The organism is Cellulomonas sp. PS-H5 (assembly GCF_019265565.1).
In the GTDB taxonomy this organism is placed as follows: domain Bacteria; phylum Actinomycetota; class Actinomycetes; order Actinomycetales; family Cellulomonadaceae; genus Cellulomonas.
Genome location: NZ_JAHVCI010000009.1, coordinates 39,627 through 59,089, shown reverse-complemented (window position 1 = coordinate 59,089; position 19,463 = coordinate 39,627). Strand labels below are relative to the sequence as shown.

General features: G+C 75.3%; 22 protein-coding genes. 11 read left to right on the top strand and 11 right to left on the bottom strand.

Annotated elements, in window-relative coordinates:
* Positions 1–169: 169 nt before the first annotated feature.
* A complete protein-coding gene (locus tag J5O08_RS05960) occupies positions 170–2,839 on the top strand; it encodes a right-handed parallel beta-helix repeat-containing protein (protein WP_218705972.1) in 2,670 nt (889 codons plus the stop codon).
* 61 nt (positions 2,840–2,900) lie between these two features.
* Here the strand turns inward: J5O08_RS05960 and J5O08_RS05955 are convergent, their stop codons facing one another.
* From J5O08_RS05955 to J5O08_RS05940, 4 genes are read right to left on the bottom strand one after another with little or no spacing between them, the layout of a single operon-like run.
* Entirely contained in the window at positions 2,901–3,662 is a 762-nt protein-coding gene (locus J5O08_RS05955; RefSeq protein WP_218705971.1) for an ABC transporter ATP-binding protein, read from the bottom strand.
* The gene (locus tag J5O08_RS05950) at positions 3,659–4,735 is read right to left on the bottom strand and encodes an iron chelate uptake ABC transporter family permease subunit (RefSeq protein WP_308281408.1); all 1,077 of its coding nucleotides are present in this window, start codon (positions 4,733–4,735) and stop codon (positions 3,659–3,661) included. Before J5O08_RS05950 ends, J5O08_RS05955 begins: the two co-directional genes overlap by 4 nt.
* On the bottom strand, positions 4,728–5,720 hold the full coding sequence (locus tag J5O08_RS05945; protein WP_218705970.1) for an iron chelate uptake ABC transporter family permease subunit: 993 nt from the start codon (positions 5,718–5,720) through the stop codon (positions 4,728–4,730). Before J5O08_RS05945 ends, J5O08_RS05950 begins: the two co-directional genes overlap by 8 nt.
* Entirely contained in the window at positions 5,717–6,721 is a 1,005-nt protein-coding gene (locus tag J5O08_RS05940) for a siderophore ABC transporter substrate-binding protein (RefSeq protein ID WP_218705969.1), read from the bottom strand. Before J5O08_RS05940 ends, J5O08_RS05945 begins: the two co-directional genes overlap by 4 nt.
* Before the next feature lie 114 nt (positions 6,722–6,835).
* On the opposite strand from J5O08_RS05940, the gene J5O08_RS05935 reads away from it, so the two are divergent.
* On the top strand, positions 6,836–7,597 hold the full coding sequence (locus J5O08_RS05935) for a DUF429 domain-containing protein (protein WP_218705968.1): 762 nt from the start codon (positions 6,836–6,838) through the stop codon (positions 7,595–7,597).
* Here the strand turns inward: J5O08_RS05935 and J5O08_RS05930 are convergent.
* Together J5O08_RS05930 and J5O08_RS05925 are read right to left on the bottom strand one after the other, a co-directional pair.
* Positions 7,581–8,684 carry a winged helix DNA-binding domain-containing protein gene (locus J5O08_RS05930; RefSeq protein ID WP_218705967.1) on the bottom strand — a complete coding sequence of 368 codons (1,104 nt, stop codon included), beginning with the start codon at positions 8,682–8,684 and terminating at the stop codon, positions 7,581–7,583. The genes J5O08_RS05935 and J5O08_RS05930 overlap by 17 nt on opposite strands.
* A gap of 31 nt (positions 8,685–8,715) precedes the next feature.
* Positions 8,716–10,089 (bottom strand): FAD-binding oxidoreductase, encoded by a 1,374-nt coding sequence (locus J5O08_RS05925; protein WP_218705966.1) that lies wholly within the window; start codon positions 10,087–10,089, stop codon positions 8,716–8,718.
* A 134-nt stretch (positions 10,090–10,223) separates the two neighbouring features.
* On the opposite strand from J5O08_RS05925, the gene J5O08_RS05920 reads away from it, so the two are divergent.
* From J5O08_RS05920 to J5O08_RS05895, 6 genes are all read left to right on the top strand, one after another.
* Positions 10,224–10,514, top strand: a complete 291-nt coding sequence (locus tag J5O08_RS05920) for a DUF1905 domain-containing protein (protein WP_218705965.1) — start codon at positions 10,224–10,226, stop codon at positions 10,512–10,514.
* A gap of 1 nt (position 10,515) precedes the next feature.
* The gene (locus tag J5O08_RS05915; RefSeq protein WP_218705964.1) at positions 10,516–10,791 is read left to right on the top strand and encodes a hypothetical protein; all 276 of its coding nucleotides are present in this window, start codon (positions 10,516–10,518) and stop codon (positions 10,789–10,791) included.
* An 85-nt stretch (positions 10,792–10,876) separates the two neighbouring features.
* On the top strand, positions 10,877–11,812 hold the full coding sequence (locus J5O08_RS05910; protein ID WP_218705963.1) for an aldo/keto reductase family oxidoreductase: 936 nt from the start codon (positions 10,877–10,879) through the stop codon (positions 11,810–11,812).
* A gap of 57 nt (positions 11,813–11,869) precedes the next feature.
* Entirely contained in the window at positions 11,870–12,103 is a 234-nt protein-coding gene (locus tag J5O08_RS05905; RefSeq protein WP_218705962.1) for a YlcI/YnfO family protein, read from the top strand.
* Positions 12,103–12,408 (top strand): type II toxin-antitoxin system PemK/MazF family toxin, encoded by a 306-nt coding sequence (locus J5O08_RS05900; RefSeq protein ID WP_218705961.1) that lies wholly within the window; start codon positions 12,103–12,105, stop codon positions 12,406–12,408. The genes J5O08_RS05905 and J5O08_RS05900 overlap by 1 nt, the downstream gene beginning before the upstream one ends.
* 38 nt (positions 12,409–12,446) lie before the next feature.
* On the top strand, positions 12,447–12,749 hold the full coding sequence (locus J5O08_RS05895) for a DUF1905 domain-containing protein (RefSeq protein ID WP_218705960.1): 303 nt from the start codon (positions 12,447–12,449) through the stop codon (positions 12,747–12,749).
* Between the two features lie 13 nt (positions 12,750–12,762).
* On the opposite strand, the gene J5O08_RS05890 is transcribed toward J5O08_RS05895, so the two are convergent.
* The 3 genes from J5O08_RS05890 to J5O08_RS05880 form a co-directional block, all read right to left on the bottom strand.
* Positions 12,763–13,185: a type II toxin-antitoxin system VapC family toxin gene (locus J5O08_RS05890; RefSeq protein ID WP_218705959.1), complete on the bottom strand. Its 423-nt coding sequence runs from the start codon at positions 13,183–13,185 to the stop codon at positions 12,763–12,765.
* Complete coding sequence (locus J5O08_RS05885) at positions 13,182–13,409, bottom strand: toxin-antitoxin system (protein ID WP_218705958.1); 228 nt, start codon at positions 13,407–13,409, stop codon at positions 13,182–13,184. The genes J5O08_RS05890 and J5O08_RS05885 overlap by 4 nt, the downstream gene beginning before the upstream one ends.
* 63 nt (positions 13,410–13,472) lie before the next feature.
* Positions 13,473–13,820: a hypothetical protein gene (locus tag J5O08_RS05880; RefSeq protein ID WP_187365193.1), complete on the bottom strand. Its 348-nt coding sequence runs from the start codon at positions 13,818–13,820 to the stop codon at positions 13,473–13,475.
* Positions 13,821–13,974: 154 nt separating this feature from the next.
* Between J5O08_RS05880 and J5O08_RS05875 the strand changes: the two genes are divergently transcribed.
* Both J5O08_RS05875 and J5O08_RS05870 read left to right on the top strand, forming a co-directional pair.
* Positions 13,975–14,877, top strand: coding sequence for a LysR family transcriptional regulator (locus tag J5O08_RS05875; RefSeq protein ID WP_218705957.1), 903 nt, complete (start codon positions 13,975–13,977; stop codon positions 14,875–14,877).
* A 44-nt stretch (positions 14,878–14,921) separates the two neighbouring features.
* Complete coding sequence (locus tag J5O08_RS05870) at positions 14,922–16,169, top strand: FAD-dependent oxidoreductase (RefSeq protein ID WP_218705956.1); 1,248 nt, start codon at positions 14,922–14,924, stop codon at positions 16,167–16,169.
* A gap of 7 nt (positions 16,170–16,176) precedes the next feature.
* Here J5O08_RS05870 and J5O08_RS05865 read toward each other — a convergent pair whose 3' ends face one another.
* Together J5O08_RS05865 and J5O08_RS05860 are read right to left on the bottom strand one after the other, a co-directional pair.
* Positions 16,177–17,340 (bottom strand): glycosyltransferase family 2 protein, encoded by a 1,164-nt coding sequence (locus J5O08_RS05865; protein WP_218705955.1) that lies wholly within the window; start codon positions 17,338–17,340, stop codon positions 16,177–16,179.
* Positions 17,341–17,343: 3 nt separating this feature from the next.
* Positions 17,344–18,342 (bottom strand): phosphodiester glycosidase family protein, encoded by a 999-nt coding sequence (locus tag J5O08_RS05860; protein WP_218705954.1) that lies wholly within the window; start codon positions 18,340–18,342, stop codon positions 17,344–17,346.
* Between the two features lie 193 nt (positions 18,343–18,535).
* Here J5O08_RS05860 and J5O08_RS05855 point away from each other — a divergent pair, with 193 nt between their 5' ends.
* Positions 18,536–19,408: a class I SAM-dependent methyltransferase gene (locus J5O08_RS05855; protein ID WP_304518497.1), complete on the top strand. Its 873-nt coding sequence runs from the start codon at positions 18,536–18,538 to the stop codon at positions 19,406–19,408.
* The last annotated feature ends 55 nt before the right edge of the window (positions 19,409–19,463 follow it).

The following is a 19,463-nucleotide window of genomic DNA, read 5'->3' as shown; positions in this document are numbered from 1 at the left end:
CGGCAGGCGTGGCGCAGCCCGCCCGCGGCGCGTGCCGGTCCGGGCCGTCGCTCGCGTTGACGGCCGACCGTCGCGGTCGCTACGTTCTCAGGAACCGGTTTCCCGCCCTGTTCGGGCGGGGTCGCCGCACACCGGGTCCCTGCACGACGACGACGTCGAAGGAGCACGTGTGCGCGCCCGTCCTCGCCCCACCCCGCTCGCCCTCGGAGCCGCGGTGCTCGCGTCCGCGCTCGCCTGCGCGCCGGCCGCCTCCGCGACCTCGGCGCCCGAGCCGGCCACGTCGTCCCCGGCCTCGGCCGGGGACGCCGACCTGCCCCCGGATCCGCCCGCCGAGCGCACCTGGCGGTCGGCCTTCGTCGGGAACGTCTCCGGCTCGGGCGCCAACGCCGGCTCGGTCGAGGTCCTCGACGACGGCTCGGTGCGCCTGACGTCGGTGGACGGGAAGATCGCCGAGTCGGAGGACGGGTTCGTCTACCACTACACCGAGATCGACCCGGCGACGGAGAACTTCACGCTGACCGCGACGTTCCACGTCGACGACGCCTCCGCGGTCGACAACCAGAGCGGGTACGGCGTGATCGCCCTCGACACGTTCGTGCCGGGCAGCAAGGGCGCGCGGTACTTCAACTCCGCGGCGGCCGCGTTCGCCCGGCAGACCGACCCGGAGTCCGGGCAGTTCCGGTACGGCACCGCCGGCGGCAGGTTCGTCTCGGGGTACACCGAGGCGCCCGACGTCGCGTCCACCGCCCGCTCCGTGCGGGACTCCGCCGCGTTCGACTGGGGGTTCCGCTCCGACCTGGTCACCGAGCAGAACGCCAACCCGCCCAAGATCCTGACCGGGGACACCTTCACGCTCACGCTGCGGCGCTCGAACACCGGGTTCCACGCGTGGCTGGGCGACGACGTGGGTCGCCAGGTGATCGCGTACGACCCGGCGATGCTGCTGCAGCAGACCGACGACGCGATGACCGTCGGGGTGTTCGCGGGGCGCAAGGTCCAGGTGACCGTGACGGACCTCAGCCTGACGACCGTGCACCCGGACGACGACGACCCCGCGGACCCGCGCCCGGTCACCCTCCTGGAGCCTGCGCTCGCGCTGGACTCCGCCACCACCACGCCGTCCCGGGACTACGCGCCCGGGTTCACGGCGAACGTCCGGGGGGCGGTGCACGTGCGCGACGCCTCCGGGGCCGTGCTCGGCGGCCCGGTGCCGGTCGTGCCCGGCGTGCCGGCCCGCGTGCCGCTGCACCTGCCGGACGGGCACTCCCACCTCACCGCCGTCCTCGAGCCCGCGCCGGAGGCGGAGCAGGAGCTCGACGAGGGCGTCCGGCTCGCCGGGACGGACCCGGTGCCGCTGTCCGTCGACCTCGAGGTGCGGCGCTACGGGGTGGCCGGTGACGCCCTGCACGTGGCGCCCACGGCGGAGGCGGACGTCGCGGCCGGCGGCCCGCCCGGGTCGCCCGACGGCGCGGGCACCCGTGCGGCCCCGCTCGACCTCGCCACCGCCCTCGCCTTCGCCCAGCCCGGGCAGCAGGTCGTGCTGCGCGGCGGCACCTACCGGCCGGAGCGGGCGGTGGTGATCCCCCGAGGGCGCGACGGGACCGCCGACGCCCGCATCCTGCTGACCTCGGCACCCGGCGAGCACGTCCTGGTGGACCTCTCGGGCTCGCCCGACGGCGGGTTCGTGCTCCGCGGCGACTTCTGGCACGTCCACGACCTCGAGGTCACGAGGGCCCGCGGGCGGCAGAAGGCGTTCTCGGTCATGGGCAACGACAACGTCGTCGAGCGGTTGCACACCCACCACAACGGCAACACCGGCCTGCAGATCTCGGGCGACGACACCGAGCCCCGGTCGATGTGGCCCGCGCGGAACCTGGTGCTGTCGAGCGTGTCGCACCACAACGTCGACCCGGAGCGGAACGACGCGGACGGGTTCGCGGCCAAGCTGACCGTGGGCGACGGCAACGTGTTCCGGTACTGCATCGCGCACCACAACGTGGACGACGGGTTCGACCTGTACGCCAAGTCCACGCTCGGGCCGCACGGGTCGGTGGCGATCGAGCACTCGGTGGCCTACCGGAACGGCTACCTGACGGACGACCCGGCGGAGGTGTCGCCGCAGAGCGGGAAGGGCTTCAAGCTCGGCGGCGAGTCGATCCCGCTGGGCAACGTGCTGACGAGCTCGGTGGCCTACGGCAACGTGACGCAGGGCGTGTCCAGCAACTCGAGCCCGGACGGCACCGTCCAGGGGGTCACCGCGTACGCCAACGAGCAGAACAACCTGACCCTGTCGACGACGACGCACCCGGTGACCGACTACCGGGTGACCGGCTTCCTGTCCGTCGGGCCGCGCGGGGCCGACCAGATCAGCCTCCGCGAGCAGGCCGACACCATCCGGACGGATCCGAGCAACTACCTCGACGGCGTCAACGCGCTCGGGGTGGAGGTGCGGGACGACTGGTTCGTCCACCTCGACACCTCGGTCGCCCCGACGATCGCCGCGGACGGCAGCATCGACATGCACGGGCTGCTGGAGCTGACGGACGCGGCGCCGGCCGGGACCGGTGCGCGGCTGCTGCCGAACCCGGACCCGACGGAGATCGTGCTCGGGCCCGAGCCGGGGGCCCGAGGCCCCGGCGCCCCGGAGGCGCCCGCGCCCGGGCCCGAGGCGCCCGGGCTGGGTGCGGGCGGTCCCGGCGGCGTCGGCGACGCGGTGGACGGGGGAGCCTCGGGCCCGCTCGCGACGACGGGCGCGCGTGCCGGCGCGGCCGTCGCGGTCGCGGCACTGCTGCTCGTGCTCGGCGCCGGGCTGGTGGCTCGCCGGCGGGCCGCGCCGTGACGCGGGAACGGCCCGGTCCCGGGCCGCCTCGCCGGGCGGGGGATCCGCGAGCCGGCGCCGATCACGCCCGGTAGTACACCGCCAGCGGGTACCCGGGCCCCTCGACGACGGTGACCGGCGTCGCGAACACGTCCGACAGCACCGCGTCCGTCATCACCTCGCGCGGCGTCCCCACGTACCGCACCCGGCCCTCGGTCATCGCCACCACCCGGTCGGCGTACGCGGACGCGAAGTTGATGTCGTGCACGACGAGCACCACCGTCTTGCCGAGCTCGTCCGCCGCGCGCCGCAGCCGGGCCATCATCGCGACGGCGTGCTGCATGTCGAGGTTGTTCAGCGGCTCGTCGAGCAGGACGTACTCGGTGTCCTGGGCGAGCACCATCGCCACGTACGCGCGCTGCCGCTGCCCGCCGGACAGCTCGTCGAGGTACCGGTGCTGCAGGTCGGCCAGGTCGAGGAACCCGAGCGCGGTGTCGACGGCGGCCTCGTCGTCGGCGGTGAGCCGGCCCTGGGAGTGCGGGAACCGGCCGAGGCGCACGAGCTGGCGCACGGTCAGCCGGGCGACGAAGTGGTTCTCCTGCCGCAGGATCGCCAGCCGCCGCGCGAGCTCGCGCGGGCGCGCGGTGACGACGTCGAGGCCGCCGACCGTCACCCGGCCGGCGTCGGCGCCGAGCAGCCGACCGACGATCGTCAGCATGGTCGACTTGCCGGCGCCGTTCGGGCCGACGAGGGCGGTCACGCCGCCCGAGGGGATCTCGAGGTCGACCGGCCCGAGGGCGTGGACGTCCCCGTAGGTCTTGGCGACGCCGTCGAGGGTGATCACCGCAGGCCCTTCCGGAGCAGATGGACGAGGAACACGAGCCCGCCGCCGAGCTCGATGATGACCGAGACCAGCCCGGCCGCGTAGAACACGTGCCGCAGCACGAAGTAGGCGAGCAGCAGGGCGGCGCAGGCGACGGCGACGACCATCGGCAGGGTCTGCGCGTGCCGGCTGCTGCCGACGACCTGGTAGGTGAGCATCGCGACGACGAACCCGAAGAACGTCATCGGCCCGACCATCGACGTGGACACGGAGATGAGCACCGCGACGAGCACCAGGGTCAGCAGCACCTCGCGCTGGTGCCGCACGCCGAGGCTGGTGGCGGTCTCGCGGCCCAGCGCGACGACGTCGAGCACGTGGCGCCGCCGCCAGAGCACCGCGCCGACCGCGACGCAGACGAGCGCGCCCCACGGGAGGTACGACGCGTCGGACGCGCTGATGTTCCCGAACAGCCGCGCCGACAGGATGTCGAACTCGCTGGGCGTGAGCAGCCGCTGCATGAACGTGGACAGCGAGCCGAACCCCATGCCGAGGACGACGCCCACGAGCAGCAGCAGGTGCAGGTCGGCCTTCGTCCCGGTGAACAGCCAGCCGTAGAGCAGCGACGCGGCGCCGACCATGACGAGGCTCTGCAGCGCGATCTTCCCGAGCCCGTCGGTCGCCGCGAGGGTGCCGGCGCCGAACAGGAACACCAACCCGGTCTGGATCACCCGGTACATCGCGTCGAAGCCGAGGATCGACGGCGTGAGGATGCGGTTGTTCGTGACGGTGTGGAACACGACCGTCGCCACGCCCTGGCAGAACGCGACCACGAGGATCGTGCCGACCGAGGAGAACCTGCTCCGGACGATGACCCAGAAGCCCGACGACCCGGGCGCGGCGGGGTTGCCGTAGGTGAGGATCCCGACGGCGGCCGTGAGCGCCACCAGCGTGACGACGGCGAGCCGGACGCCGTACGAGCCGGTCACGGCGCGCACCCGCGCGGTCGCGGTGCGCGCGGACGGCCCGGACCCGCCCGGCGGCACGGACACCCCGGCCGGGGCGGCCGACGGCGACGTGGTCGCGGCCTCAGCCACGGCGTCGCACCCGCAGGACCAGGGCCACGAACGCGGCCGCGCCGACCAGGCCGAGGATCATCGCCACCGGCACCTCGAACGGCATCCGCACGGTCCGCCCCGCGATGTCGCACGCGGTGACCAGCGCGACGCCGCCCAGGCACACCCACGGCAGGTTCGACCGCAGGTCGTCGCCGCGCAGCAGGGACACCACGTTGGGCACGACCAGCCCGAGGAACGGCAGGAACCCGACGACGACCGTCGTGACCCCGGACGCGACCGCGACCAGCGCGGTGCCGACGAGGATCAGCCGGTCGTAGCGGAGCCCGAGGCCGGTGGCGACGTCCCGCCCGAGCCCGGCGACGGTGAGCCGGTCGGCGAGCACGAAGATGGCGACGCAGACCGCGGCGACCACCCACAGGACCTCGTACTGCCCGCGCACGATGCTGGTGAAGCTGCCCATGAACCAGGTGCCGAGCAGCTGCAGGTAGTTCGTCGAGATCGCGATCAGCGTGGTGAGCGAGCTGACGACGGCGCCGAGCATGATCCCGACGACCGGCACGACGAGCGTCGAGCGCACCTGCACCCGGCGGAGCACCGCGAGGAACACCATCGTCCCGGCGAACGCGGACAGGCTCGCGAGCACCATCCGGGTGGCGAGGCCCGCCGTGGGCAGCAGGATCACCGACAGCAGCAGCCCGAGCGCGGCCCACTCGCTGGTGCCGCTGGTGGTGGGCTCGACGAACCGGTTCTGGGTCAGCTGCTGCAGCACCAGTCCGCTGACCGCCATCGCGCTCCCCGCCAGCACCAGGGCGAGCGTGCGGGGCACCCGGGTGATGAGGAACATCGCGCCGCCCCCGTCTGCGCGCAGGTCGTAGACGCCGACGAACAGCGACGCGACGACGAGCGCCAACGTGACGAGCCCGGCGACGAGCAGCGGCGCGACGGAGCGCCACCCCGGACGGGTGCCCGGGGCGGCGCTCGCGGTGTCGGTCGCGAGGGTCACGCGGCGTCGGTGAACGCCTGGGCGACCTGCTCGTAGAGCGCGGTGTACGCCTGGATGTCCTCGGTGAGGTAGAAGTCGGGGTCGAGGTAGATCACCTGGTCCTGCGCGACCGCGGTCACCCCGGCCAGCGCCTCGGAGCCGCCGATGAGCTCGGCCGCGGGGCGGTACTCGCCCTCGCCGACGCCGGCCCCGTCGCGGTCGAGCACGATGATCCAGTCGGGGTTCGCCGCGGCGATCGCCTCGACGCTGATGTCGTCGCCGTGCGAGGTGTCCTCCGCGGCCTGCTCGATCGCCGGCCGCAGGCCGAGCGTCGGGAACAGGGTGCCGATGCTGCGGCCGGTCACCGGGGCGCTGTAGGAGATCTCGCCGCCGGAGGTGATCAGGCCGACGACGCTGGCCTCGCCGTCGTACGCCTCGGTGGCGTCCGCGACCGCCTGCTCGTAGTCCGCGACGACCTGCGCGGCCTCGTCCTCCCGGTCGAAGATCTGACCCAGGGCCTCGACCTGGCGCACGAGCTCGGCGGACTGCTCCTCGCCGTCCCGCGGGTGCAGCTCGACGACGACGGCGTCCGGGTTCTGCGCCACGATGTCGTCGTAGCTGTCGGAGAACCGGTAGCCGCCGATGATGAGGTCGGGCTCCGCGGCGACGATCGACTCCAGGTTCGGCTCGCGGTGCGTGCCGACGTCGAGCACCGCGTCGTCCTCGGTGTACTCGGGCCACAGGCCGTCGCCCATGATCCCCTTCGGTGCGGCGACCAGCGGGACGTCCCACGCGGACAGCGTCTCGAAGACGTGGTTGTCCAGCGCGACGACGCGCTCCGGGTTCACGGGCACCTCCACGGTGCCGTGGTTGTCCTCGATGGTGACGGTGGTGGCGGCGGCGGTGGTGTCCGCGTCGGCGGCCGGCGACTCCGCCTCGGCGGTCCCGCCGCAGGCGGCGAGGACGAGGGCGAGCGGGGCGGCCGTGAGGACGGCGGCGAGCCGGCGGGTGCGGGTGGGCATGGGTGTGGCTCCTCGATGGAGTCGGTGAACGGGACGCTGCGGCCGAAGTAAGGCGAACCTATCCTTACTCGTGCCTGTCACGTCAACCTCGGTCCGACGGGCAGACTGGCTCGCGTGACGCCCCCCGCCCTGCACGTCGGCCTCGACCTCGCGTGGTCCACCGGGGTGACCGGCCTGGCGGTGGTCGACGACGCGGGCCGGCTGCTCGGCTCCGGCTCGTGCCGCACCGACGACGAGATCGCGGCGTGGCTGGCCCGGCTCGACGCGCCCGTCGCGGTCGTCGGCGTCGACGCCCCGCTGGTCGTCCCGAACGCCACCGGCCAGCGCGAGGCGGAGCGGGCGATCGGCCGGGCGTTCGGCGCCTACGGGGCCTCCGCGCACACGGCCAACCGCGGCACGTTCGGGGGCGCGGACCCGCGGGCCTGGCGGTTGGCGGAGCGGTTCGGCTGGGCGACCGACCCGGGGACGCCGGTCGGCGGCGGGCGCACGGTGTGCCTCGAGGTGTACCCGCACCCGGCGCTGGTCGCGCTGTTCGGGCTGCCGTACCGGCTGGACTACAAGAAGGGTCCCCGGGAGCGGCGGCAGCCGGGCTTCGCCGCGCTCGTGGCGCACCTGGAGTCGGTGCCCGGGCTGCGCGCCGCGGAGAGCCCCCGGTGGGCGCACCTGCGGGGCGTCGTCGCCTACCCCGGGCCCGGCGACCTGGACCGGGTCGAGGACGAGCTCGACGCGGTGGTGTGCGCGCACCTCGCGTGGCTGTGGCACCACCGGCCCGGGTCGCTCGAGGTGTACGGGAGCGCGGCGGGCGGGTACGTCGTGGCGCCGCCGCCGCCCGCGCACCCGGCCGTGCGGCCCCCGCGGGTCACCGGCCGAGCGTGACCCCGTCGGCGTCGAGGTCGAGGAACGCCGCCATCCGCGCGCCCTCCGCGAGCACCTCGTCCTCGACGCCCGCGGGCAGCGGGACCAGCGGGTGCACCGCGAGCGAGCCGTCGGCCACGGTCCAGGTCGCCGCGACGAACCCGTCGACCAGCACCGTGGCGTGCACCATGGAGTAGCCGGGCATGACCGTCGTCCGGTGCTCCTCGGGGAGCAGCCGCGTGCGGTCGCGGTGGCCGAGGACCGCGTTGTCGAACGCCGCGAGGAACCGCACCGGCGCCGGGGCGTCCTCGTCGGCCAGCCCGGCGTCCGCGAGGTCGAGCAGCTCGGCGCCGTCGGGGCCGCGGTACGTGCGGAGCCCGGCACCCGGGTCGTCGCGCAGCGCGTCGGTCAGCGGCCGCAGCCGGGTCAGGCCGGTGTACGCCTGCACGTCCATGATCGTCGCCGGGCCGAAGGCCGCGAGGTACCGGCGGACCAGCGCGCCCGGGTCGGCATCGCCCACCGGACGGCCCAGCCACGCGGCCGCGTCGGCGACCCGGATCGACCGCCGGCTCCACCACGAGCCGAACGCCGACGTCGAGGGCCCGTGCACCACCGGTGACCGGGCCTCGACCGCCGCGGCCAGCACCGCACCCCGGCGGCCGGGCCAGCGCGCGGCCAGCGCGGCGGCGAGATCCTTCCGCGGCACCAGGTCCGCTCCGAGCACCTCGCGGGCCAGCGCGACGAGCTCCGCGGGGTCGATCCCGTCGGTCTCCCGGCGGTAGTACGTGGAGCGCGCCAGGCCGTGGAGCACGGGCGCGACGGTCGGCCGGAGCCACGCGTAGTCGTCGGCGGTGACGAGGTGCTGGGTGCCGCGCAGCAGTGGTCCCCGGACCAGGGTCCGGGCCTCGACCGCCGCCTCGAGGTCCGCGCGCGCGAAGCAGGCGACCCGGGACCACAGGCCGGCGAACACCCAGTTCGGCTCCTGGGCCTGGATCGCGAGCAGCCGGGCGACCGCGTCGGCGACCGGGACCTCGGCCCGCGCGTCGAGCAGCTGCCGGCGCAGCAGGGTGCGGTTGAGCCGGCGCAGCGTGAGCGTCGTCGAGGTCACCCCGGCATCGTGCCGTGCCCGGCCATCGCGGTCACCCCGCCGGCGGCACGTTCTGGTTCCGCCGGAACAGGTTGTCCGGGTCGTAGACCGCCTTGGCCGCCGCGAGCCGGTCCCACGTCGCGCCCGGGTACGCCGCGCGCACCCGCTCCGGCCCCTCGTCGCCGAGGAAGTTCACGTACGCCCCGGCGTCGCCCTGGTCGAGGAGGGCCGCGGTGCCCTCGACCCACGCGGTGCGCTCCGCCCGCTCGGCCGGCCCGGTCACGAACGCGGCGACGTTGCCCATCAGCCGGCTCGACCGGTGCGCGAACGCGGTCGCGTCCGCGGGCACCCGCCCGATCGCCCCACCGAGCGCGCGGAGCTGGACGACGCGCGTGCCGTCGAGCGCACCCAACCGGTCGATGACCGCCTCCGCCAGCGGCAGGTCGACGTGGTCCAGCAGCAGGGTCCGCGCCACCGCGGTCGGGTGGTACTCGGGGTCGGCCGGCGGGAACAGCTCGGGGTAGGCGACCGGCCGGACCAGGTCGGCGATCGGCTCGGCGAGCGCCCGGATCGGCGCCAGGGCGGCGTCGGCGGCCCCCGGCGGCCCGGACCAGCAGACCAGCGCCATGACGACGAGCGAGCCGTGGTGCTCGGCCGGGACGAACGGCAGCGGCGGGCAGGGCATCACGTTGACGATCGCCGTGAGCTCGTCCGGCCCGGACTGCAGCGCGCCCAGGAACCCCGCGACCACCGACGCCGACGCGGGCAGCAGCAGCATCCCGCCGGTCACGCCGTCGAGCGGGTGCAGCCGGAACCGGAACCGGGTCACGACGCCGAGGTTGCCGCCGCCCCCGCGCAGCGCCCAGAACAGCTCCGGGTGCTGCTCGGCGTCCGCACGCACCACGCGGCCGTCGGCGAGCACGACGTCCGCCGCCAGCAGGTTGTCGACGGTGAGCCCGTGCGCCCGGGACAGGAACCCCACGCCGCCACCGAGCGTGATCCCCGAGACGCCGACCGACCCGGTGTCCCCGAACCCGATCGCGAGCCCGTGCGCGGCGGTCGCGGCCGTGGTCTCCCCGGCGGTCGCGCCGGCCTCGACCCAGGCGGTGCGGTTCCCGGGGTCGACGTCGACCGCGCGCATGTCCCGGAGGTCGATGACGAGGCCGTCCTCGACGGTGCCGTGGCCGGCCCCGCTGTGCCCGCCGCTGCGGACCGCCAGCGGCAGCCCGGCGTCCCGGGCGAACGCGACCGCGGCGGCCACGTCGGCGTCGTCGAGCGGTCGTGCGACGACGGCGGGACGGGGGTCGACGCCGCCGAGCACGACCACCCGGAGGGCGTCGTACTCGGGGTCGTCCGGCAGCACGACGCGGCCCGAGAACCGGGTCCGGAGGCTGTCGAGGTCCTGGGTGCTCACCGATGCGGTCATGCGGGCGCTCCTTCGCGCTGCGGCTGGTGCGGCGGCGGGGACGCCTCCCAGCGTTCTCCCGGTCGTGGCGGGGAGGCAAGGGGTTTCGGGGCGGTCCCGGCGCGCGGCCGCGGGGCCTTTCGTACGCTGGCGCCATGGACCTGCGGTTCCGCGGCGAGATCATCCACTGGCGCGGCCCGGCGCCGTACCACTACGTCGCCGTCCCGGGGCCCGAGGCGGACGAGCTGCGGGCCGCGTCGTCGCTGGTCTCGTACGGCTGGGGCGTCATCCCGGTCGCCGTGACGCTCGGTGGGACCCGGTGGGAGACGTCGCTGTTCCCGAAGGACGGCGGGTACCTCGTGCCGATCAAGACCGCGGTGCGGCGGGCCGAGGGCGTGGACCTCGGCGACGAGGTGGAGCTGCGGCTCCGCGTCGAGGTGCGCTGAGGTGGCGGGGGAGCGGTCGCGCGCCGCGGCCACGCTGCCGTGGCTGGTCGCCGTCGCGGGCGTCGTGCTGACGGTGGTCGGCGTGTGGTTGCTGACCCGCCCCGTCGTCGCCTGGTTCGCCTACGCGCCGCTGAGCGGCGACGCGCTCGTGCCGAGCCCGCGCCCGTCCGTCGCCGGGATCGTCGCGCTCGGGCTCGGGTGCGCGCTGTGGGGCGGGGCGCTCGGCGCGCTGCTCGTCCGCCGGCGGGGCGGCGCGGTCGGGGACCCGCCGGCCTGACGAGCGGCGGTGCGGGCGGCGCTCGTAGAGTCGGTGGCGCGCCCCGGTCACCGGGCGCACGTCACCGTCGACCCGAAGGACCAGCATGAAGACCTTCACCCTGCCCGGCACCGACATCGTCGCCCCGAACGTGATCCTCGGCCTGATGCGCATCCAGCAGAAGTCCGACGACGAGGTCCGGGAGCTGGTCCGCGCGGCCCGCGACGCGGGGATCGCGTTCGTCGACCACGCCGCCGTCTACGGGGACGAGAAGCACGGCTGCGAGGCCCGGTTCGCCGAGGCGCTCGACCTGACGCCGTCGCAGCGCGACGAGTTCGTCATCCAGACCAAGGCCGGGATCATCAAGGACGGCCCGTACTTCGACTTCTCGTACGAGGAGATCGTGTCCTCGGTCGAGGGCTCGCTGCGCGCGCTGCGCACCGACCACGTCGACATCCTGCTGCTGCACCGCCCGGACGCCCTGGTCGAGCCGGACGAGGTCGCCCGCGCGTTCGACGAGCTCTCCGCCGCCGGCAAGGTGCGCGCGTTCGGCGTCTCCAACCACACGCCGCAGCAGATCGAGCTGCTGAAGAAGTCGGTGCAGCAGCCGCTCGTGGTCAACCAGCTGCAGCTGAGCATCACGCACGCGCCGCTGATCGCGCAGGGCGTGGCCGCGAACATGGCGGCGCTCGACCAGTCGATCTCGCGGGACAACGGCCTGCTCGACTACTGCCGGCTGCACGACATCACCGTGCAGGCGTGGTCGCCGTTCCAGAAGGGGTTCTTCGACGGGGTGTTCCTGGAGGACCGGGAGACCTACGGCGAGCTGAACGCGGCGATCGACCGGCTCGCGGAGAAGTACGGCGTGACGCCGACCGGCATCGCGGTCGCCTGGATCACCCGGCACCCGGCGCAGATGCAGGTCGTCCTCGGGACGACGACCCCGTCGCGCGTGACCGAGTCGGCGGCGGGGTCCGAGGTGCCGCTGACGCGGGCGGAGTGGTACGAGCTGTACCGCGCGGCGGGGCACACCGTGCCGTGATCCACAGATCTCCAAGACGGGGTCCCGCACGCATCCCACCGTGAATACCATGGTGGGATGAGCACGCAGATCGCGGTCAGGCTGCCTGACGAGATGGTCCAGGTCGTCGACGCCCTCGTCGCATCCGGGCGGGTGCGGAGTCGCGCGTCGATCGTCGAACGCGCGCTGGCCCGGGAGATCCGGCGCATGGAGACCGAGCGCGACGTCGCGATCCTGCGCGGCGACCCGGCGCCGGACGACCTGGCCCCGCTCGCGGCGTGGGCGGCTCGTCAGCCGCTGGACCTCGACTGATGCGGGCGATCCATCTCGCGTCGCTGGACAAGACGCGTCCCGTCCTCGTGCTCACCCGCGAGCCCGTGCGCCCGTTCCTGCGCCACGTGACCGTGGCTCCGATCACCTCCCGGGTACGTGGCCTCACGACCGAGCTGCCCGTGGGGCCGGAGAACGGCCTCGACCAGGCCTGCGTGGTGTCCTGCGACAACGTCACGACCATCCCCGTCGAGCTGCTCGGCCGGGAGGTCGGCGCCCTGCTCCCCACTCAGGAGCACCTGCTCACCCGGGCTCTGGCGGGGGCGTTCGACCTGCAGCCGGACTGAACGGCTCGCATGTCGGCGGGGTGCGGCAGCATCGGGGCATGACCTTCGACTTCGAGGCCCCGCTCTGGCTGTGGGAGGCCCGGCGCGCCGAGCGCTGGACCTTCGTCAGCGTGCCGGAGGACGCGTCCGACGAGATCCTCGAGCGGGCCGGCGCGTTCGCGCGCGGGTTCGGGTCGCTGCGGGTCGAGGTGACCGTCGGCGGGACCACCTGGCGGACGTCGATCTTCCCGGACGGCGGGAAGCGGGCGTACTCGCTGCCGATCAAGAAGGCGGTGCGATCAGCGGAGCGCCTGGAGGTCGGCGGGTCCGTGCGGGTCCGGCTGCGGGTGCTGGACGTCTGACACCCGGCGGGTGTCAGGGCCTCTCTGCTGCCCAGGGGTCGACCAGGACGAGCCCGAGCCCGACGAAGTCCCGGGTGTTGCGCGTGGCGAGGCGCGCGCCGTGACCGGCGCAGATGGCGGCGATCATTCCGTCCTCGGTGCTGAGCGGGTGCCCGGCGGCGCGGCGCGCCACGTGCATCGTGGCGAACCTGCGCGCGGCGGCGGCGTCGTACGGGAGCACGTCGTCCTCGAACGCCGCCGCGACCGCCTCCACCGCGAGCAGCAGCTCGTCCCGTCGTCGGCCCTTAGGGAGGCGCTCCGCGCCGACCAGGAGCTCACCGACGCTCACCGCGGTGATCGCCACGGGCTCCTCGAGTTCCTCGAGCCACGCGAGCACGTGCTCGTCCGGCTGGGCGCGCAGCGGCTCGGAGAGGACGTTCGTGTCGAGGACGATCATCCGAGGTCCAGGTCGCGCGGCTGCCCGCGCTCGGGGAGCTCGAGGTCGGGCCCGCGCAGGTCGCGTGTCGCGTCGAGCCACGACCGCGCCAGCGAGGTCTCGCGCACGGCGGCGGTCAGGATCGCCCGCGCCTCGGCCTCCATCGACCGCTGGTGCCGGGCGGCGCGCAGCTTCAGCCGGCGCTGCACGTCGTCGTCGAGGTTGCGGACCGTCACCGTGCCCATGGGCACCTCCCCAAGTCGTGTGCTGTCAATGCTAGCAACGACTGCGGGTCGGGAGGCTGCAGGTCAGGCCGCGAGGTCGACCACGCGGGCGGGCACCGGCTCGACCGCGACGGCCGGCACCTCCGCGACCTGGGCCGCCGCCCGCTCCGCCGCCTCGCGCTGCCGCTGCCGGCGCGCCTTCAGCACCACGGAGACCGCGTGCGCGCCGACCACGGCCCACACGGCATTCGTGACCACCGACGGCCACACCCCGCTGCTCGCGGCGACCAGGCCCATGAAGAGACCCGACACGACGTTCGCGAGCTGGTAGCGCCCCGACGTGGGCGCCCACTTCCCGCGGGTGACGAGGACGTAGGCGACGAGGCACGTGACCGCGCCGACCCAGCCGAGCGCGGTGACGAGAGCGGACACGGGCGTACTCCTGGCAAGGCAGAGGGGTGGGTGGAGGGCCGGCCGCGCGGGGTCCCGCGGTTCGCCGGCAGCAGAATCATGCGGCCAGATCGGGTTCAGCACAATCGAATGATGTTGCGACAGGGGTGCAGCAGAACTGAATTAGGATGAAACGGTGCCGACCGACCCGCGCCGCCTCGCCGTCCTGCTCGCCGTGCACCGTGCCGGCGGGGTGCTCGCCGCCGCCGACCTGCTGCACGTGACGCCCTCCGCCGTGTCCCAGCAGATCGCGCGACTGGAGTCGGAGGAGGGGGTCGCGGTGCTCGACCGCAACCCCCGCGGCGCGACCCTGACGGCCGCCGGCCGGATCCTCGCGGAGGCCGCCGAGCGCATCGAGTCGGAGCTCGTCGAGGCGCGGAAGTCGCTCGCGGAGCTGGGCGGCGAGCTGTCCGGCCGGGTCACGGTCGCCGCGTTCCAGACCGCCATCCGGGCCGTGATCGCCCCGGCGTTCGCCGTCGTCGCCGAGCACCACCCCGGCATCGAGCTCCTGATCGAGGAGCGCGAGCAGGGCGAGTCGATGCGCCGGCTCCGGGAGGGGGACGCGGACATCGTGCTGCTGGAGCGGGACGAGGACGCGGACACGCACGTCCCGCGGGGGCAGCGCGACGTGGTGCTGCTGGAGGAGCCGTGGCGGCTGGTGCTGCCGGGTGCGGTGGCGACGCCTACGCAGCTGTCCGATCTGGCGGGCGTGACCTGGCTCGCGGCGGAGCCGCAGACCGCCGCGGCGCGGGCGATGGGCCGGGTCACCGCGGCGCTCGGCCCGGTGACCTCGCGGCACCTGTACTACGACTTCGACGTGGCGCTCGCGCTCGTGGCCGCGGGGCAGGGCGTCGCGCTGCTGCCCGCGCTGGCGCTGCAGGGCGAGCTGCCGGACGGCGTCACGGTGGCGACGGTGCCGGGGCTCGGGTCGCGACGGCTGGTCGCCCGGCACCGCGCGACCCGCCGCGAGCCCGGGCCGGCGGTGGTGGCGGTGATCGACGAGCTGCTGGCGGTGGCGTCCGGGATCGACCCGGTGTGACGCCCGCCGGGCGGCCCGGCCACCCCGCCCCTAGGCTCCGGCGCATGGACTGCGACGTCGTGGTGGTCGGGGCCGGGCTGGCCGGGCTGACCTGCGCGCGGACCCTGCACGCGCGCGGGCTGGACGTCCGGGTGCTGGAGGCGGGGCCGGCCGTGGGCGGTCGGGTGCGCAGCGAGCAGGTCGACGGGTTCACCCTCGACCGCGGGTTCCAGGTCATCAACCCCGCGTACCCGGCGCTGCGGGAGGTGGTCGACGTCGACGCCCTCCGGCTGCAGCCGTTCCTGCCCGGCGTCGCCGTGCGGCGGGACGACGGCCTGGCGGTGCTCGCGGACCCGCGGCGCGCGCCGGCGCGGCTGCGCGAGACGCTCGGCAGCGGCTACGTCCGGGTCGGGGAGCTCGCGGCGCTCGCGCGCTGGGCGGCCCCGGCGCTCGGACCCGTGCGCGCGCTGGAGGACGGGTCGGACGCCACGCTCGCGGAGTCGCTGACCGCGGCCGGGGTCGACGGGCGGCTGCGGCACGAGGTGCTGGAGCCGTTCCTCGCGGGGGTGCTGGCCGACGAGTCCGGGGCGACGTCGGCGACGTTCGCCCGGCTGGTGGTGCGGTCGATGCTGCGGGGGACGCCGGGGCTGCCGGTCGGGGGAGCCGGCGCGCTGCCCGCGCTGCTCGCGGAGGGCCTGCCGCACGTGACGACCGGCGCCCGGGTCGCGGCCGTCGATCGGGTCGACGGCGGCCGGGCGGTGCGGGTCGGGGGCAGCCGGGTGCGGGCGCGGGCGGTGGTCGTCGCGGCGGACCCGGTGACGGCGGCCGACCTCGCCGGGGTCGAGGCGCCGCCGATGCGTGGCCTCACGACGACCTGGTGGGCGGCCGAGGGCATCCCGCGGGTCGACGCGGTCGTGGTCGACGGACGGTGGCGCGGGCCGGTGGTGGACGCGGCGCTGATCTCCGCGGCCGCCCCGTCGTACGCACCGGCGGGCGCCCAGCTGGTGCAGGCGACGTCGGTGCTGCCGTCGGGCCCGTGGGACGCCGCTGCCCGCCCCGACCCGGCCGAGGTGCGGCGCCAGGCGGGGGAGATGCTCGGCGTCGACCCGCGGGGCTGGCGCGAGCTCGCGACGCACGAGATCGCGCACGCGCTCCCCGCGGCGACGCCGCCGCTCCGGGTGCGGCAGCCGGTCGACCTGGGCGACGGGCTGTACGTGTGCGGCGACCACCGGGACACGCCGTCGCAGCAGGGCGCGATCGCGTCGGGCCGGCGCGCGGCGCGGGCGGTGGCGCGGCGGCTGCTCGGCGCGTGACGCGGGCTCATCCCCTCCCGATCCTCGCGTTGCCCCCGGATCGATCAGCCGGCGGTGCGAGAACCGGGTGGGGACCGGGGTCGGGGCGCCCTGGCGCCGGCCTCGGCGACCGCGGCGCCGTGAACACGAACCGGCGCTGGACCTGGAAGCTCACGAGGTACAGCGCCGCCTCGGTGGCGACCTTCGCCGGCAGCAGGCCGACGCCGAGGGCCGTGAGCCCCGCCAGGAGCAGGTAGCCCGCGCCGAGCAGCAGGACGGCGAGCGTGGCGTACCGCGCGGCGGCCCGGCCCCACGGCGCGCGGCGGGTCGCGCGGCAGCCGTCCGGTCCGCTCCGGCCGGTGCGCCCGAACACGAGCCGCCGGTTCACCGCGAAGTTCACCCCCGCGCTCAGCACGCGCGCCCCGAGCGCCGAGGTCGCCAGCGACCCCGTCGCCGCGTGCAGCGCCAGCAGCGCCACGGTGTCGACCGCGAACGCCGACAGCGACGACAGCGAGAACAGCAGCAGCGGCGCGAGCACCCGCGCCGAGTCGGCGAGCGGCCGGAAGTGCGAGGACGCGTTGCCCTCCAGGTAGATGGTGGCGATCTCGACCTCCTCGACCGGCTGCCCCTCGGCGGCGGCGCGCAGCAGCAGGTTCTGCTCGTACTCGAAGCGCTCGCCGCGCACGGTCCGCAGCCAGGGCAGCAGCGCGGCCGGGTAGCCGCGCAGGCCGGTCTGGGTGTCGCGGAGCCGCAGCCCGGTGGCGAGGTGGAACACCCGGGCGGTGACCCGGTTGCCGAGCACCGACCGTGCCGGGACCCGCCCGGTGAACGCCCGCACGCCCAGCACGGTCGCGGGCCGGGCGGCGGGCTGGGCGTCCAACGCGGCGGCCACCCGGAGCACGTCGGCGACCGAGTGCTGCCCGTCGCTGTCGGCGCACACGACCGGCTCGCCGGGGTGGTGCCGCTCGGCGTGGGCGAACCCGGTCTTGAGCGCGCAGCCCTTCCCGCGGTTGCCCGGGTGGGTCAGCACCGTGCAGCCCTGCGCGCGGACCCGGTCGAACAGGGGGCGGTACGCCGGCCCGGAGCCGTCGTCGACCACCAGCACGCGCACGCCGGGGGCGGAGGCCCGCAGGTCGCCGACCAGCCGCACCAGGCGCTCGTCGGGCTCGTAGGCCGGGACCAGGACGATCACGGCTCAGCCCCCGATGTACAGGATGTCGGAGGTGCCGCGCTCGGTGCCGTTGCCGAGCGGGTCGTTCACGAGCGCGCCGTCGAAGTACATGGTCGAGGAGCCGCCGCCGTCGATGTTGTACGCGGTGGTGGCGCCGAGGGACTGCATGATCTCCGCCAGCCCGGTCATGTCGACGCCCGCCGAGTAGCCGGGGGAGCGGCCGTCCACGACCACGAACACCAGGTGGTTGTCGTCGACCACGCCGACGGCGGTGCGCGGCTGCTCGCCCTGGATCGAGTGGTTGCCGACGTTGGTGTCGACCTCCACGTCCTCGATGCCGTCGACGACCTCGCCGCCGGAGACGAGCGCCGGCCCGAACGACAGGGTGTTCCACACCCCGTCCGCCACCAGCGCGTCGGCCGTCGTGGCGGTCTCGTCGTAGACCTCGACGTGGCCGTCCGTGTAGAAGGCCAGCCCCTCGCGGGCGCCCTCGTCGCGGTAGACGACGCCGTTCCGGATCACGATGCCCGTGTCCCGGAACCCGTAGTAGTCGCCGTTGATCGCGAACACCGCGTCGTTGTCCTCCGCGATCGCGGACGTGGTCGCGGTGATGTTGGTGCCGAACTGGTTGTTCGCGAAGGCCGAGCGGAGCACGGTGGCGTCCGACACGGTCACGTCGGCGACGTAGTACGTGACCTGGTCGTCGCCGCTGCCGGTCACGACGGTCGAGATGCTGATGCTCGCGTCGTCGGACTCGTAGGTGGTGCCCGTGACGGTCGCGTCGGCGTCGGCGTCGGTCGGCGCGGCGTCGGCCGTCGTGCCGTTCTGCGCGGCCTCGTACGCCTGGACGTCCGCGATCTCCACGTGGTCGATCACGAACCGGTCGAGGGCCCAGGCGGACCCGCCGCCGACGGCGAGCAGCAGGACCAGCGTCGAGACCAGCAGGGACCGGCGGAGCCGGCGGCGGCGCGGGGGCCGGCCGGTGGCTGCGCCGTCGGGTCGGGTGCGGGGGTGTCGGGTCATGCGGACAGGTCTACGGAGCCGGTCCAGGGCCTCCCGGTGCGGGCGCTGTGCGCGCCGTGTGAGCGGGCGGGCGGGTCGGCGGGCGCGCCGGTCGCGGCGTCACACGCCCGCGCACACGCCGCGGGGGTTCCGTGGTCCGCATCCGGGCACCGGCACGAGGGCCGGGCCCCAGGGCGAGGAGCAGGTGGACGAGATGATGACGATCGTCGGGGGAGCGCGCGCGACGGACGACGCGGCCGTGACGGCCCTCAAGCAGCGGCACCGGGCGATGTGGGCGCTGGGCGACTACCCGGCGCTCGCGGCCGAGGTGGTCGGCGGGCTGGGGCCGGTGCTGGTCGACGCGGTGGGCGTGCGTCCCGGGGAGCGGGTGCTCGACGTGGCCGCCGGGACGGGGAACGCGGCCGTGCCCGCGGCGCTCGCCGGGGGCCGGGTGGTGGCGTCGGACCTGACGCCCGAGCTGCTCGACGCGGGGCGCCGGGCGGCGGAGGCGCGGGGGATCACGCTGGACTGGCGGGAGGCGGACGCCGAGGCGCTGCCGTTCCCGGCCGGGGCGTTCGACGTGGTCACGTCGTGCATCGGGGTGATGTTCGCCCCGCGGCACGAGGTCGCCGCCGCGGAGCTGCTGCGGGTGTGCCGGCCGGGCGGCCGGGTGGGGCTGGTCGCGTGGACGCCGACCGGGTTCATCGGGCGGCTGTTCGCGACCATGAAGCCCTACCTGCCGGCGCCGCCGCCGGGCGTGCAGCCGCCGCCGCTGTGGGGCGACGAGGCGCACGTGCGGGGTCTGCTCGGCGCCGGGGTCGAGGACGTCCGGGTCGAGCGCCGGTCGCTGCCCGTCGAGGCGTTCGGCACGCCGGAGGCGTTCCGCGACTACTTCGCGAGCCGGTACGGCCCGACGATCGCCGCGTACCGGGCCGTCGCGGACGACCCGGCCCGCACGGCCGCGCTCGGCGCCGACCTGGTCGCGCTGGCCCGGGACGCCGCCCGGGGCAGCCGCGGCGGGGGGACGTCGCTGGAGTGGGAGTACCTGCTGCTGACCGCGCGCCGGACGGGCGCCGGCGCGTCTTGACGGCGGCGAGACGACGGCGGCAGTGTGAGACAGGTCACATCATGCCGTCGTCCCG